9 protein-coding genes are annotated in these 16,587 nt (G+C 47.5%); 1 reads left to right on the forward strand and 8 read right to left on the reverse strand.

Translation table 11 applies throughout. The annotated features are described in order from the left end of the window. Positions 1–677: 677 nt before the first annotated feature. Entirely contained in the window at positions 678–1,169 is a 492-nt protein-coding gene (locus tag GC098_RS24170; protein ID WP_246358907.1) for a GbsR/MarR family transcriptional regulator, read from the forward strand. 194 nt (positions 1,170–1,363) lie between these two features. On the opposite strand, the gene GC098_RS24175 is transcribed toward GC098_RS24170, so the two are convergent. From GC098_RS24175 to GC098_RS24210, 8 genes are all read right to left on the reverse strand, one after another. Then, positions 1,364–2,941, reverse strand: coding sequence for an extracellular solute-binding protein (locus tag GC098_RS24175; protein ID WP_171645778.1), 1,578 nt, complete (start codon positions 2,939–2,941; stop codon positions 1,364–1,366). Continuing rightward, positions 2,931–5,261: an AraC family transcriptional regulator gene (locus GC098_RS24180; RefSeq protein ID WP_171645779.1), complete on the reverse strand. Its 2,331-nt coding sequence runs from the start codon at positions 5,259–5,261 to the stop codon at positions 2,931–2,933. The genes GC098_RS24175 and GC098_RS24180 overlap by 11 nt, the downstream gene beginning before the upstream one ends. Positions 5,262–5,418: 157 nt before the next feature. Further along, entirely contained in the window at positions 5,419–7,707 is a 2,289-nt protein-coding gene (locus tag GC098_RS24185; protein ID WP_171645780.1) for a glycosyl hydrolase family 95 catalytic domain-containing protein, read from the reverse strand. Between the two features lie 42 nt (positions 7,708–7,749). Then, positions 7,750–9,387, reverse strand: coding sequence for an extracellular solute-binding protein (locus GC098_RS24190; protein WP_171645781.1), 1,638 nt, complete (start codon positions 9,385–9,387; stop codon positions 7,750–7,752). An 87-nt stretch (positions 9,388–9,474) separates the two neighbouring features. After that, positions 9,475–10,356, reverse strand: coding sequence for a carbohydrate ABC transporter permease (locus GC098_RS24195; protein ID WP_171645782.1), 882 nt, complete (start codon positions 10,354–10,356; stop codon positions 9,475–9,477). 13 nt (positions 10,357–10,369) lie between these two features. Further along, on the reverse strand, positions 10,370–11,329 hold the full coding sequence (locus tag GC098_RS24200; protein ID WP_171645783.1) for an ABC transporter permease: 960 nt from the start codon (positions 11,327–11,329) through the stop codon (positions 10,370–10,372). 324 nt (positions 11,330–11,653) lie between these two features. Continuing rightward, positions 11,654–11,830: a hypothetical protein gene (locus tag GC098_RS24205; RefSeq protein ID WP_171645784.1), complete on the reverse strand. Its 177-nt coding sequence runs from the start codon at positions 11,828–11,830 to the stop codon at positions 11,654–11,656. A 45-nt stretch (positions 11,831–11,875) separates the two neighbouring features. Further along, on the reverse strand, positions 11,876–16,480 hold the full coding sequence (locus tag GC098_RS24210; RefSeq protein WP_171645785.1) for an endo-alpha-N-acetylgalactosaminidase family protein: 4,605 nt from the start codon (positions 16,478–16,480) through the stop codon (positions 11,876–11,878). Between the last annotated feature and the right edge of the window lie 107 nt (positions 16,481–16,587).

Here is a 16,587-nt window from a genome sequence, read left to right on the forward strand (position 1 = left end):
GATCTGTTCAAAAAGCTCGTAAAATTCGCCAAAGTCTGATGCGATAAATAAAGGCCATTTCAATCCGTAAGCACCACCCCCCAAAAATTCTCTCATCCCCTGCGAAAAAAGCTTACATTCGATATTTTTTTCACAATTATAATTTTCACATTAAAAAATCTATTATTTTATATGTGTACAGGAAATACTGTACAACGAACTCGCAATCAATAGGTTAATTACATGTAAAATCCGGATTTTTTTATTGTAAACATGATGCTGAAATCCGCCATATCAATGAACCTTACTGCTTAACTTCAAGCCGATGACACCGACAATGATGAGCGACATCCAAGCTTCAATGTAGGTCAGTGCAAAGTTAAGCAGAGTACCACAAAAATTCAATTTACATTTAATTAAGTGGATTTAAACCAAATTTCTTTCCATATCACTATTATGTACAATTTACATTGTACAGAAAGAAGTTATTATTTGTGTCAAACGACCGTTAACTCAGCGTAAAGATTATGTAAATGCAGAATATTCAAGTCTTAAACAAGTTTTTTTGCTATAATAGGAGTAATTCAAACAAAATATATTGAATCTTTCAACTGATCAGATATAGGGAAGTGAAAATTCGAGTGTCTCAAAAAGAGGAAAAGAACACATCAGAACAAAGATTGCGTATCAGACAAGACATGATTGATGCTATTGCAGAAACGATGGATTTGTACGGAGCAACTCATTCTTCAGGTCAATTGTATGGGATTATGTTCTTTGAAGATCGACCGATGACTCTCGATGAGATGAAAATTCGCATGAATATGAGTAAAAGCAACATGAGCTATGCGGTTAGATCATTGGTAGAATCCCAAATGGTAAAAAAGTTAGAGGAAAAGCAGGAGCGAAAAGAGCTGTATGCTGCGGAGGTCGATTTTTTCCTTGCATTTCAAAACTTCTTTACGCTCAAGCTCCAGCGTGAAATCAATGTAATGACAGAAGCCATAAATAAAGCTCTTCCTGATTTGACAGAATTGATTCTTGACGAACATATAACAGACCAGGAGCGTAATCTTGCTCTTCAAGATTTATATAAACTTCGGCATGGGTTAACCTATTACGAATGGCTCCAGCAGTTCGTCGACGCCCTGAAACGAGGGGAATATTTTAATGGTCATTCTTCACCTTAAATGATTGATGTTCTGAGAAACATAGGAATTGAATAAGTTAAAAAGACCTATCACAGTTACTTTGTCTGAGACAACGTAATTGTGATAGGTCTTTTTCAAAAGCCCATTTCAAAAGCTACTCTATTATTTATAGCACAATTAATGAGAATCTTATCAGTCATTGAAAATAGTAATCAACCGCCTCCTGCTTCGCGTTATTTAATCACCGTATTCAGCTTTTTCCGTTCGTCCGGCAGCTTTGCATACTTTGCGCGGTACAAGTCAAGCACCCGTCTGACCCCTAACTTTTCTAATTCTTCCTGAAAATAATTCCAATCCGTATCCATTGTAAGCTCTCCGGTCACGAATTTAATCAACTTCTCGGTCCGAAACTTATTGAGCGGTGTCATGACTTTCGTTATCTCAATCATTTCGTCCTGATTGAAAGAGACGGTCGGTCCCGCGAAAAATCCAATTCGGCCCACGTTATCGTTATATATTCGCTGCCCTTCAAGCCCGACCGCCCCCCACTTTCTCGCATACTCCGCATCTTGGTCATAGGGCGGCCAGATGCCAGTGCGTCCGTCCACGCCTAGCTGTTCAGGGGTTACCGTTCCCGTCGAATTCAGCTTCGTCTGCAGCTTTACGGCATATTTACGCTCCCCGTTCACCCATTTGAACGTCTCCCCTTCGATGCCCCAATTCGTTAGCTCCATCATCTCATCGGAATATTGATAATCAAGCAGGCGAATGAGTTCATCGGTATGGTTTGAATGCGCATTGACGGCGATCACCCAATCTCCTTGCGAGTTTGCATACTGTACCGGTAGGAGTGCCTGCAGACCGTTCTCAGTGATGGGTGGTTGCACAGCTTTCAAGCTAAATAACGGATCTTGTTTTTTCCCTTTCTCTACCCACCCGTCCATTTCTGTAAAATATTCGCCGAACAAAGCAAAGGTCTTGCCCTTCGTAATGTTTTCAAAAAATTGAGCATCAGAATCGGTTGAAAAATCGGGGTCGATCAATTTCGCTTCGTAAAATTTGCGGGCCAATTCGACCGCCTTCTTGAAATTGGGCTCAATCGGACCGAACTTAAACGTCATATCATCGTTATTGAAGTAAATGCCACTTTGAGTATGATAAGCCATGAAAAAGTTATCGAGCAGGTGATCCGGCCCCCAACGATTTGAAATCGGCTTCGAATCAGGGTAAATTTGCTTGAGCTGTTTTAGTGAATCGTACAGCTCGTCGAATGTTTTGGGAAGCAGCATACCATTACGGTAAAAAATGTCTTCACGCAGCAAATAGCCGATGGGCATTTGCCCATACGTGTTGAAACCGTCGATGCCGTAAAGTTTGCCATCCTCGGAGACGATGCTGTCGTAGATTTGCGGATATTTCTCCATCCAACGCTGTAAATTCGGCATTTGATTCAGGTAGGGGCGAAGATCGAGCAGCAGCCCCTGAGGACCGAACCGTTGAACCATTTCTTTGTTAATGACGAAAATATCCGGTTTATCTCCCGAAGTCGTGAGGAGCTGCTTGACCCGCTTCATATATTCGGTAACCGGAAACTGAATCCAATCGAACTTTATATGGGCACGACGCTCGAACTCGCGATCGATCAGCGTATCCCGGTCTCGTTCGAATGACGGGACGGCCGCTTTGACGACGAGTGGCGGTGCGGATGCCGTACTGGATGGCCGCTTGCCGAGGGTAACGGAGGCCGAAAAAAGCACCATCGCCGCACACATAGAGACGACGACAATTATCGTTCTTTTTTTATTCAGCAAGACCTATCCCCCCTTCAGCCTCGCAGCTGTAATTCGCTTTGATTCCCTTGCGATATTCGTGCGGCGTCGTGCCTTCCAGCTTCTTGAACATACGGATAAAAGCGTTCGCGTTATTGAAGCCGATCTGCTTGCCGACGTCATTCGCTGTGCAATCGGTACCGAGCAGCAGCTCCTTTGCTTTTTCGATGCGCAGCCGGTTAATGTAATCGGTAAACGTAACGCCTTTATGTTTCTTGAAATATTGTGAAACGTAGTTCGCATTCAGGTCGAAACGATCAGCGATCGTTGTTAAATTCACTTCCGCCAAGTTTGCCGTGATATAGTCGAGCATCCCGGTTAGCGCCTGAGATGACTGTTGCAGCATCTGCACGTGCTCTGTCACTTTTCCGTATACGTTGCGGCAAAGAACTTCGATCGGAAGCGGACTTTGCATCGTATTCACGCGTGCGATCAATTCACCGGCGGGCATGCCGAACATCGACTCTTCATCGATACGACGCGAATAAACAGTTTCCACGGCAAAATAGAGCAGGTCGCTCACCAATTGCCGGAATGCCTTAAACGGCATTTGCTGCTTCTTCGCCCCTTCGAAGAGCTGATCCAGTAAATGAGCGGCGCCCTCCACATGGCCGTTCTCCAAATATTTGCGCATCGTCTCCTTTTTATCCGCCACATTCAGAGCGCCGCCTCCTCCCGGGTTGCTGTCAGTCACGCCAAAGATGATGCCTCCGCTGCTCACGCTGCGCATATCGAGGATCGTACACGCATCCTTGTACGCCTTCCACGTTTGATCCAATTGCACGAAAATCTGACTAACGCCGACTGCCAGGCTTATTTCGACCCCACAATCCGCTTGATATCGCGTCAAATCGGCTTCAAGCTTCATGACAAATGCATCCACGTCGCCGGCATCCTGTTCCTGCAGAAAAAGTACGCTTTCGTTCTCGGTCATATCGAGTACCGGCTTGTTTAAGGTGATCAGCTGTCGTTTGTGCTCGGCTACCGCCAATTCGCCTCCTCCAGCAAGGCCGACTCTGACGACAGCCAGCGCGAAAAAACCCCCATCGCGGAAAAAATCGTATTTTTGCTGCAGCCGTTCGATATCTTCCTGATTAAGCTGCTGGTTCAAAGCGCGGTACAGAAAGATTTGCAACAACGATGGCAGACTTTCCTGCTGAAACTGCTGAAGCGTCGTTATATTTTCCTTGATATAGTCGTATTCGGACTTTCCGTTCTCGAACGGCGCCTTGGCAAACCGTTTCACATAATTGACCATTTCCGCGAGCGGCGAGTAGATGCCGAACGTGAAGACGGCTGAAACGATCGTCCCGATCAACATGAACAAGGCGATAACGCCGATCGTCATGTATAGGAATCTATTGATCGGACCCGTCAGCATTTTTTCCGGTGTTACGATCAGGAAGCCAATATTGTTCCAAGATGACGGCTGAAACGACAGCATATAGTTGTCTCCGTCAATCGATGCTTCCGAATCGGTTTTAACATCTTTCACATTCAAACGAAGCTCCCCGAGGTTGAACGTCCCGCCTATCATTTTGCGATTGGTCGCGCTGATGAGCCGGTTATGGAGCGTGTCGACGAGGTAGATGTCGCCTTTCTTCGTAATGTTCATGTTATCGATCATTTGATAAATCTTTTGCTCGTCTATGTTAACGATCATATAGCTGCGCGCATGAGCAATGTTTTCGATACCCAGGACAAGCGGGACGATTGTTTTGTACTTTTTCTCGCCGATCGCGCCGGTCTGCCTGTAAACGTCTGTCGCGGGAAATATGGTTGACACGACACCCTTCTCGATTTCGCCGTTCCAAAACGGCTGCGAATAACCCTTATAGCGGTAATATTTGTTAAGGTAAAAAGCGGTTTCGTAGGAGCCGGATCCTGCCAACACCGTATCGATGTTTTGAAAATAGATAAAAGCATCGTCCACTGTGTCATCGCTGATGTACAGATCGTACAGCTTGCTGCTTAATGCATAGGTAGAAGAGGCGTAATTTTTTTGAGATTTGTCGGTCATAGATATCAGATTGAGGTAGTTGGAATCTGACGAGATACTGTAACCCTTGTCTTTGATTTTGTTGAACAGGCCGTCAAGTGACGAAGAAACGACGCGCAAATAATTGTGGTTCGCTTCTTTTGCGTCGTCAATCATCCTGTAATTCGAATACGCTGCGATCATGATAGACGATACCATGAGCAGCAAGGTCAGAACGAAAAAACGTAGAAAAATCGTGATCAGCGTCTTTTTTTTCATACCTGCGGTAGCCTTGCGCGGAAACGATTTTATCAGTCGTCTCATGAATTCCCTCCTGAAACGAAAACTGTCCTGCAAACTTGAAATCACGATGCTTTGGAAGCGCATTCAATTTTCTCGTTCAAACGATTATATCATGAATACATGGCGGCAAGCCATGTTCAACTTGCCGCCCTTGTTCCACGCCTTCATTATTCAAATCTTACAACACGGTAACCATACAGGACTCCCCGGCTTGCAAAGAGATTGTCAAAATGTCTTTCATTCCGCATACGAGTTCATTCGTCTTATCGCCAATTCGAATTTGCAGCCTTTCACTCTGGAAATCGTTCTGCACGCGGAAGAAACCGCCGCGTTCGGCATGCAGTTCTACATACTCAAGCCGGTTCGCACTCATTCTAGCCGAGACAAGCACGCCCATCTCCCCGCGGAAATCGCGGAACTCGACGTCATTTGCCGCCCACTCACGGGGGATCGCCGGAAACGCTCGGATCGTCTGACCGTCCGTATGCAGTAGCATTTCCTGGAGCGCACAAATAGCGGCAAAGTTGCCTTCGAGTGTAAACGGTCGGTAATGAAACATGCAGACGCCCGCCCTCTTATAATCGCCATTCAGATGGAACCCGTTCGGCGAGCACGTGTAGTGCCACATTTGCTGCAGATGATAAATCGCCGCTTCACCGTTGCCCTGCTGCGCGTACATGGCGGCCGCCCAAGCGAACGAATAGCCTACCCATTGGCCCTTGCCGAGCACTTCCAAATTAGCGATCGTCGCATCGGCAATCTTGCGATCCCTTTCCGAACCACGTCGGTCAAGCAGCTGCAGCGGATAAATGGCCATCATATGAGACATATGCCGGTGGCTTTCCATGAGGCACTCTTCCGGATTGACCATCAACACGTTACGCTCGTTAACCGCAAGCTCCGGGAGTTTGGCAAGCACCTCCGCCCATCTTTCTACATCAGCAGCGTAAGCGAGCCTTTCCGCCATATCGTGCAAACGCCTGAACAAATAAATAAGGAGCGCCAAATCGTAGTTGCTAATCGGCTCCAGCCATGCTTTGAGCGAATTGTCGTGAATCTCCGGCGAGCTCGATACCGGCAGCCGCAGCTTGCCGTCTTCTCCCGGCGTCAGCCAGCGCTGCACACAGTCTGCGGTTTCCTTAAAGTACACATAAGCTTTGTCGCGCAAGAAATCGCCATCGCCCGTATAAAGCCAATAATGGTCGAACGCCTGGCACACCCAAATGTGGTTCGTAATGCTCATGCTATACATCGGCCACCCGCCCATCGCACCGCCGGTAAGCGTCATGACAGATGGAAGATTGATGCCCGGAGCATCAAAGAAGCTTTGCGCGAACCGCTTCGCCTCCGGCCGCAAGCCCCACAAGAAGTCGAGGAAGCTTTCCCCTTCTTCAAGATGATTCGCTTTCAAATAGTGCCAGTAGCTGAGCTGCGTATTCAAGTCGTGATGGTAGTCGCCTTTCCATGGAGGGAGCAAGCCCTCGTCCGCCGTCCATACCCCTTGCAGCGGCATCGGCGGAGAGCCTTTGCGCGAGCAGGATGCGAACAGGTAATTGTTCAAGTACCACATCTTCTCCGCTTCCGCGTCCGGCAAAGTGATAGAGCTCTTACCCCAGTAGCGTTCCCACCAGGCGCAATGATCACGGAATGCGGCGTCAAACCCGGCGTCCAGCGCTTCCTTAACCTTCCGTTTGGCATTCTCTAACCATTGCTCGCCGTCATGATTAGCAGCGATCGTATAAACCGCTTCCCAATGTCCACTCGCCGTTTGCCGTTCGGCTACGACAATGGCATATTCGAGCTCTTGGCATGTGCACTGATAAAACCAGCGTACATCTCCTTCCTCATGCATCGTGGCTGCCGGGTAGCTTAGCCGGGTTAGGCTCGTATTGAAAACGGGATCTGCAGAATTATGCGGCAACGCACCGGCGTAATCCGGCGGCACAATGTCCAGCCGTATTCCCTCGAAAGGAGCACCACCGATTTGGATATAACCGAGGCCGTTCACTGCATGCAGGTAACTGTCCACCTTAACGGTACGATCACCGATAGCCATTAGGACATGCGCGCATGCCTCGCGAATTGCGAGATGACTCCTCACGTGATCCGCCGGCCTACCGAAACGCAGCTCCAGCCGACCGGCCGGTAGCTTGGTTGGGTACGGATATTTTTCGTAGATGCTGTCGAATCGGCTGAGCAGCCCTTCTTGGTCACCGCGCCGAACGCATTCGATCATTTCCGCATAGGTGAACCCGGTGTCCAGCACCTCAGGCGTCAGCCGCAAATCCCACAAATCGCCGCGGTCCAGGCTGAACCGAAGCGGTTCCCCGTTTCCCCACAGCAGGCATCCTGTCAATCCGTTGCCAAGCGGCAGCGCCTCGTCCCATCTTGCGATCGGCTGATCGAATATCAAATCATGCTTGTTCATCTCATTTACCTCCCCGCATAAGCAGACAACTCCTTCCATGCGTTCTCACGCACGGAAGGAATTGTCTGGCTATAGCCTCGATTATTTTTTGACCTTATCATTCTGCAGCTTCAGAATCGACTCGTAGTCGCCCATTTTCTTGATCGTCGCTTGGAATTTGTCCCAATCGGCGAAGCTCATCTCACCTTTAATGAATTTGACGGACGATTCTTTTACGTACGTTTTGATAGGCGTCATCGTATTGGCGATACGATCGTTATCATCCTTCGTCAACATGATCTTCGGTGCTCGGTCCATCGGGGCGATCGATTCTTTGCCGCCGTATTTGTCAGACGCCATATAATAGTTTTCCATCTGCGCTTTACCGCTGTTATAGAAGAGCACATCCGGAACCGAGGTGTACACGGCAATCCGCTCTTGCGGCGTAAACACGATGCCCGGGCGGGTGCGCATCGATGCCGATACACCCATCTTCGCCAGTTCGCCTACGAAGTCTGCCGAGCTTTTCAATGCTGGCAGGTACTGTTTCTTGCCATCCTTCATTTCGTATGATTTGCCTTCGATTCCCCACATTAAGAGATCGATCATTTTGTCGTTGTATTGATAATCAACCAGCTTCACGAGCTGCTCCGGGTTTTTGGCTTTTGCCGAAATAACGAGGCCATAGCCGTTATTTAGCCCTTTTCCTTTCGGGTCGCTTCCGTATTTCCATGATTTCCCGTATTTCGGGTTATCAGCGAGCATCGAAAGCGCCCATTTGACGCCAGCTTCTTTATTCGCATTGAAGTCCGCCACATAACCGGACCAGATCAGCGGGTACATGAACGATTTGCCGGTCGACGCCTTCGGCTTCGCCTGATCCATCTCATCCGACCAGTAAGCCGGATCGAGCAGCTTCTCCGTATACAATTTGTTCAGGAAAACCAGTGACTCCTTGTACGCTTCTTCCGTCGGCCCGTATACGTACTGTTTGCCGTTCCAGTAAATTTCGCCGTTCGTATGGTTCGCGTTCAAAATGCCGTCGTAACCCAAATACTGTTCGCTCTGCGCGACCGGATAAGAGTCAGGGTAAAGCGTTTTCAACTTTTTGGCTGCATCGTACATTTCGTCCAGCGTAGTCGGCACCTTGATGTTGTTTTTCTCGAAAACGTCTAGGCGGTATGCTGCTGCGTATTGGCTGGGCTCGATATCCGACGGATTCGAGAAGCCGTCGTAGAACGCGAAAAGTTGCTTGTTTTTATTCATCAAATATTGCTCGTAGTTATCTGTGGCGGTGATGAACTGCTTGTAGTTGGGCATTTTGTCCATGTACTTGGAAAGGTCCAGGAACAAGCCCTGCTCGCCATATTTAATGATGTTATCCTGAGTGCGCACGAGCATGATATCCGGAATGTCACCGCTCGTCAGCATCACCTGCGTTTTCTCTTTGTACTCGCCCCAAGGGATACGCGTCCACTCAATCGTCACTTTGGCTCCCAAGTACTTCTCGATCTCCTTCTCGAACTCCTGCTGCACGAGCGTACCCGTCGCGTCGCCGCCAAAATGCGGGATAACGACCTTCAGCTTCAGTTCCTTCACATCAGCACCAACCTTGCTGCCGGAATCGCTTGCCAACGGCGACGCCGACGAACCAGCTTTACCCGAATCGCTTACGCAACCGCTTAAGAACACTGTTGATACGAGGATAGTTGAAACTAACATCGTCATTGATTTTTTCACATGAATTCCCCCTATGATTTGATGAAAATGGTTCCATATCTCAAGACTTTCCCCAACCGCGTGATCGGGAGATGCCTGTAAGATCTACTACCCTTTGATCGAGCCGAGCATAACGCCCTTGATGAAATACTTTTGCACAAAAGGATACATACACAGAATCGGTGCCATCGTGATGACGATCGCCGCCATCTGGATATTTTTCGGGTTGATTTGTCGGTTCTGGATCATATCCCTCACCTGCCCGCTTTGCCCTTCCTGCTGGGTAAAGATGATGCTGCGCAAAAACATTTGCAGTGGATACTTGTGCTCATCTTTCAAATAAATAAGCGCATTAAACCATTCATTCCAATGCGCCACGATCGTAAATAGCGCGAAGGTGGCGAGCAGCGCCTTGGACAGAGGCAAATAGATGCGGAAAAGCACGGTCAAATCGTTGGCGCCGTCCATATAAGCCGACTCTCGAAGCTCGGACGGGATGTTTTGAAAAAACGTTCGAAAGATGATGACGTTATACGCGCTGATGCAGCCGGGAACGACCATGACCCAGAACGTATTTAGCAAGTGCAGCTCTTTCATGATCAAGTAAGTCGGGATCATCCCGCCGCTGAAAAACATCGTAATCGCCAGAAAAATGGTGATTGCCTTCTTCAATCGGAAATCAGAAACCGTAAGCGGATAAGCCATCAACGACGTCAGGAAAAGCGTCAACAGAGTGCCCGCTACAGCATATAGCACCGTATTTTTATAGCTGATATAGAGCATCGGGTTATCGAAAATGACCCCATACCCTTTGACATTGAACCCTTTCGGGTACCACGAAACTTGCCCGAGCGAAATAAAATCCGCGTTGCTGAACGAAATCGCGATGACATTGAGCAGCGGATAAACCGTAACCACCACAAGCAGCAGCATAAACCCGTAATTGGCTGCGTCGAACAAGCGCGATCCTACATTTTGTTTGTAATGCAAACGTCTCACCTACCTACCATAAACTCGTTTCCGAAAATTTGCGGGACATGCGGTTGGTCATCAGGACAAACAGGAACGACACCACGGAAAGCATCAAGCCGACGGCTGCGCCATATTCGAAACGTCCGCCTTCCAAGCCGACCCGGTATACATACGTGCCGATGACGTCGGCTTTTTCGTATGTGCTGGGGTTGTACATGAGCAGTACCTTCATGAAATCGGTGCCAAGGATGCCGCCTACAGACAATATGAACAATATTATTGTCGTCGGCAAAATAGTCGGAATGGAAATGTGCTTCGTCTTCTGCCACCGGTTCGCTCCGTCGATGGAGGCGACGTCGTACAAGGTCGGATCAGCATTGCTGAGCGCAGCCAAGTAAAGAATCGTTCCCCAACCAATGCCCTGCCAAATACCAGAACCCACGAACAACGTCCGGAAATAAGAGGGCTCCGTCAGATAATTAATCGGCTCCATGCCGAACAACCCGGTAATCGAATTAAACAAGCCATCAAGCGACGTAAACTCCTTAATCATCCCGATGATGATAACAGTAGAGATGAAATGCGGGAAATACGAAACCGTTTGCAAGAATTTCCTGAAAGCGAGCGCCCGAATTTCATTAAGCAGGAGTGCCATGATGATCGGCGCCGGAAACCCGAACACGAGTCCGTAAATGCCGAGCACTAGCGTATTTTTGACGGTTCGCAGAGCCATCGGATTGTTCAGAAATTCTTTGAAATATTTGAATCCGACCCAATCGCTTCCCCAAATGCCTTTAGCCACGTTGTAATCTTTGAATGCGATCAGCACCCCGTACATCGGAAAATAGGCAAATATAAGCACAATCAAAAAGCCGGGCAGCACCATCAAGTACAAATACTTATGACGCCAATAGTCACGTAAAAAGCGGCTCTGTCCGCTTGTGCCGGGACGCGCTTCATGCGTTATGTTGGCTGATACCGGCTGATTCATGAGGCAATCGCCCTCCTTTCGTTTAAAAAGCCAACCTGTACCGGGGCCCCGGATGGAACAGGTTCTAGATCTCATCGCAAAGTACCCGAATTGGAAATGACTTCGCTTAATATGTCCGCCATGTAACCAACGATAGACGACACATATTATCCGTGCAATGGATAAATCATTAGATCATCACCATTTCGTTAGGTTTGACGATATAAAATTTGTTAGTAACACATAAAGGAAGCAGCATACCGTTCTAGCGGCAAGCTGCTTCCTTTGTTGTACTTATATTGTGGAATGCTTGTTAACCGATCCTGATGATTTGAAGGGTATCCGCTATTCCGTTATTTTCGACGCAATCGCCGCAAGGTCCATGATGTCAATTTTGTTGTTGCCGTTCGTATCAAACGCTTTAATTTGCTGCCAATTCGGATCGGCTGATGTTTTTCCGTAATTGACCGCAAAAATCATTGTTATATATACAATTGGTACGCTACAAAGTGTTAATTTCAAATCAAAAGAAAAGTCGCCCAACAAAAGGACGACTTCTCTCTAATCTTATTGTGTTGACCATAGTTTGATCAATGCATTTGCATCTGCATTAAGAATGGCTTTTACATTGCTGTCTACATCTTTTCCTAAAGCTGGATTGTTAAGATGTTTCACAAAGTCCTGCATGTGCTTTGCAGCCTGATCTCGCCGGTTTTTATCAAGTTGATGCTGCGCTTGACTGAGGGCATTGCTCAGTTGTGATGTTAATGCGTTGCTAAGCAGCGATTGATAGCGGTTAAGCAACGCATTCATTGCATTTATGCTGGACGTCACATTGAATTGGAAATTCCTTTGAAGCCTATTTCCAGCCATATCTTCAACAACGATAGCTGCTGAATAGCTGCCAACCTTTCCAGTTAAATCTATGACGATGCTTGTTCCCTTAGTTAGATCTACCGCATATACAGCGTCGCTGACACTGATCTGGGCAGAAGCTACACCTGATAGATGATCAGACACCTGAAAGGTTAAAGGCAGATTGTCATCGAAGGAGTCACCCTCCTTTAATTCCTTCCCAATAATCATAAATTTAATGTCAGGAAGTGTAGTATCGACTTTTACAGTCTGCTGCTTGGCATCTTCAACATTTCCTGCCCGATCCGCTGAGCGATACTGAATGGTATATGTTCCGTCTTGTGGCAGCGAAAACGCTCCGTAATAATCCGTCCAATCCCCATTCTCACTTAGTTTGTACTGAGTCTTCTCTACGCCGGACATATCATCCGTTGCATGCAGTGTTACTGCATGACTGTTGTACCATCCATTGTTAGTTGTTCCTGCAACAACAAGTTCGGTAACCGGCTTCGTTTGATCTAATAATATCGATACCGAAACTGCATTAGAGTGAGCGCTCTCCACGCCGTATACGGTCTGGGTAACCGTATATCCTGCGCCTGCCGGTACACCGGTAAATTGGTCTGCCGCCGTGCCTGTCGCTGTTAGCGACGCAATTGCTAGGTTCAAGCTGTCATAGAGCTTCAAGATCGCCCCTAGGACCGCGTTCTGAACGGTAACGGTTCCCGCACCCCCGGCAATCGCCAATGCAGGAAGAGAATCTTTAAACACATTGATTTCAGCTGCAGACGCCCAACCATTGTGTCCATTCGTTGCTTCCAACTTGACAAATGCTGCGCTTGTCGATGTAAACACAATGCTTTTCTCCTTGCCGTCTGTAGCCCATGTTCCGCTTGTTACTTTTGTAAAATGAATTCCGTCCGTGCTCGTATACAAATTGTAATTCATAATCATCCCGTTTTTTCCACCGTCTTGCCTTGGAAGATATTTAATTTGGTTGATGTTATAAGTACCACCAAGATTCAATGTAATGGATTGCGGAAACTGGTTGGGATTATCCCACCTGGTATGCCAAATCGTTGACTCATCATCGTCGATTGCATTGGATGGGCCATTATCTTCATTTTCTGTTTCCGCATCAGTAGCCGTTGCAGTCATCTGCGAATGAGGAATCTTGTTAGGATCGCTAGTAGACTGATCCGACGGAATATTCTGGCTCGGATCCCCTCCAAGCGTAATAACCAGATCATCCATGACGAAATCTGTAGCGCCCGCCTTTTTCTTAATTCCGAACCAAGATTGGCCAGATGATGACGCTACGAAAGCTGCCTTGAATGTTTCTGGCGAAGTGGCTTCCTTTAATGTAGTGGTCGATTGTATCGTAGTACTGTCGCCAATTACGAAAGCATAATCTGATGCTGCGCTTTCATATTTAAACTTCACCGTATACGTCGTTCCAGGGATGAACCTTACCATCTGCGGAATGGTCTGGTATAGCAGTCCCGAAGATTCCTTATACGCTTTAAGTGAATAATTTCCGCTTATTACGTCGTCAATTGCCTTCCCGTTCCAGCCTTTTTGTGTATACGGAGCGTGAAGCTCTGACAGATGTGTTCTCGGGTCGTTCGTCCCTCCAGCTGGGCCTTTAACAAACGGGTACCATCCTTGGAGTGCATGTTCGAAATCTTGAACGAAGTAGGCTCCATCCGGATTCGGCGTCTTGACCGTTTTCCCGATACGCACGTCGTCAAAGGTAACAGTCGAAGTGCCGCTGTCTGCTTTTAAATATAACGTCGCTGTTGTGGACCCTGCAGGGACATCGAAGAACAAGTACATCCGCTGCATATTCGTATCGCGTTTAGAATCGGCTTGAATATAGTTGCTCCATAGCGAGCTGTCTGCATAATTACTGACTTCTGGCCCACCGTAATTATTAACGCCGATGTACGCTTTACGTCCGTTGCTTGTGGACACATAAACGGATGCAAAATACGTTCCTTCCGAAAGGCCGGTGATTTGCTGACTTACGGTCGCACCGCTGCCAATCTTAAGTTCATATTGACCGCTAGGGTTACGCTCAACCGAGGTGTCGCTCCCAGCAACTGTCCAGGCATTCAAGTTTCCACTGTTGAATCCCGGGTCCTTAACCTGTGTGCCCTCACCCCAGTTGACAGTAGGGTTAGCCGCTGCAGCTCCCTTGTAAACGACGTAGGGGGTTTTTGCAATTGCATTTATCGCAATCTGGTTATTAGAAACAGGCAGATCGCTAATCAATTGTTTTCCTTGATCTGTAAGCTGATAAAGCTTGACGGTTTGCAAACCTGCCCAGCTGGACGGCAATGTCCACGTCGTATTTCCGCCGTCTGCATTCCAGTGATAAAGTTTATCTTCTGTTGCAGGGCTCCAGGGCAGAAGATATTTATTGCCGCTAAGCAATGTTATACCGTCCTTCGTTACAACTCTCGACCCGCTTGCATTGCTCACGTTTACGTTATTTTCAAAATTGATCGTATCGCCGGTCCACTTCATAATTTTGAAATGCTGCATGTATTTGGTAGGCAAATTCGTCCCAAAGGTAACTTCAATGGCTTTATCGTAATCTCTATTCCCTTGCCAGCCTTCAAAGTCCGTTACTTCTGCACCACCCAATAGCGCATTCCGCGCAATCCATGTATCCTTCTGGTGGTTGCGGATAAATCTTGCGATCTGGCTATTGAAGCCCTTGATCGTAGACCCTCCGTAGTTGTAGTCAACCGCCCAGTGATACCAGACTGAATCATTTTCAAGAACATCCGGAAACTCCGTTGTCGTCGTCCAGCCTAACGAATTGATCTCACGTTCCAGCTTCCGTCCGTTCCACGCCTTTTCAAACCATGCATCCACATACATGAAGTCAAGGCTTGGCACGGCATTTTTTAGCAGCTGCAAGCGGCTCAGCCTGTTGTTAGACGTACCTTCGTAGCGCATCTGGGTAGGATTGAGGTCATACGCTGGATCCAACCAGTCCCATCCAGGATGATTAACATCTCCCAACGTATCGGAAAATACACTTGATTCAGGCTGCAACCCGGTAGCTCCGATATGAACGCCTACAAATCCGTTGTATTGATGTGCGGCACTGGCCATCTGTTCCAAATCGGCAGCTCCGCCCTGACGTTTGCCAACATAGCGATAATCAAATTGATTCTGGTCGTGCCCTTCCCCCTGGTAGCCCTTATGCTCAATCCATTGTCCCAACCCATCCGTATTCAGGTATATCCTCTTGGTTTCATCCAATGTTTTCAAGAACGGATTGGTGGCTTCACTGGCAAAGTTCATGGGAATACGGAACACGGCTAGGTCCGGTACGCGGTCAGAGCCCACCGGGACGTTCATGATACTCCTAAAAGCGATTGCCCCGTCCTGCCAGTCGACTGTTCCGTCACTGTTGGCATCGGGCGTAATTGCTACCTTTGCGCTTGGCAGCGGTTCCGGCGATACCGATCCGCTGACGCTGCAAATCCATGGATAGCTCCAAAGGCCTGTTCTGTAGTAGCTTCCCTTGTTTACCGTCTGCTTCAGAATGCGCTCGTTATTGTTATCTATAGAGTAATCGGCAACAGCATTTGTCCATATGCTTCCTGCAAGCTGGTTTGTGTTTACAATCCCATACAGGTAATTTACAGGTGAACTATCTGTAGACGGAGCGCCTGTAACCGATTTAAAAGTGTCGCCAGAACCGCTTACAGCCGTATACATGCGAGACCCTGCGAATGCCGCTCCGCTTTCTGTGCTCCTTACCGAGAGCAGATTCAAGTTCGGGATTTCCAGTTTAGAAACCTTTGTCGAACCATTTTCAACTATATTCGTAACTTGATATAGAAGGGTATTCTCCACAACCTGCAGTGTCATGTCGACCTCGACACCAATGGAAGAAATTTCAAGCTTATAATTGGCTGTGTCCGAAGTTGAAGAAAGCTCATAGGTTACTGTAGGTGTATATGGGATATCATTAATCTTGATTTGGGACATAGCATCTTCCTGACCATACATCACTGCACCGCTCGCTAACCATTGATACTGAATGACACTTGGAAAATTCTTGTTCACCGTTACGCTCATTACCTTAGAAGAAATGACTTTTGTATTCGACGGTTCCGTTTGCGGTTCCGTCACGGTTTGATTTTGGCTATTTGGGGAAGCTTCAACCCCAGATGTAGCGCTTTCATTTCCAGTCGGAGAAGAAGCAAGCGCCGTAGACCACGATAAAAGCAGCTGCAGCGTTAAAAAAGTAGCGAAGAGTTTTCCCAAGCGTTTTCTTTGTTTAGCTTTAACCATAACGTTCATCCTTTCTGAAATAAACATTTGTAAGCTTCCCACGCGATATTCCCCTCGAAGGACGTCTGTTAACCACGAATTATTTTACATATTTCGCATAGCAACAC

Source organism: Paenibacillus phytorum, assembly GCF_013141715.1.
Lineage (GTDB): Bacteria > Bacillota > Bacilli > Paenibacillales > NBRC-103111 > Paenibacillus_E > Paenibacillus_E phytorum.

What these genes read in the sequence shown, in the direction of transcription:
- GC098_RS24185 (WP_171645780.1), bottom strand. Translation starts at nt 7,707, where the DNA reads ATGGAAGGAGTTGTCTGCTTATGCGGGGAGGTAAATGAGATGAACAAG.
- GC098_RS24200 (WP_171645783.1), bottom strand. Translation starts at nt 11,329, where the DNA reads ATGAATCAGCCGGTATCAGCCAACATAACGCATGAAGCGCGTCCCGGC.
- GC098_RS24170 (WP_246358907.1), top strand. Translation starts at nt 678, where the DNA reads ATGATTGATGCTATTGCAGAAACGATGGATTTGTACGGAGCAACTCAT.
- GC098_RS24180 (WP_171645779.1), bottom strand. Translation starts at nt 5,261, where the DNA reads ATGAGACGACTGATAAAATCGTTTCCGCGCAAGGCTACCGCAGGTATG.
- GC098_RS24210 (WP_171645785.1), bottom strand. Translation starts at nt 16,480, where the DNA reads ATGGTTAAAGCTAAACAAAGAAAACGCTTGGGAAAACTCTTCGCTACT.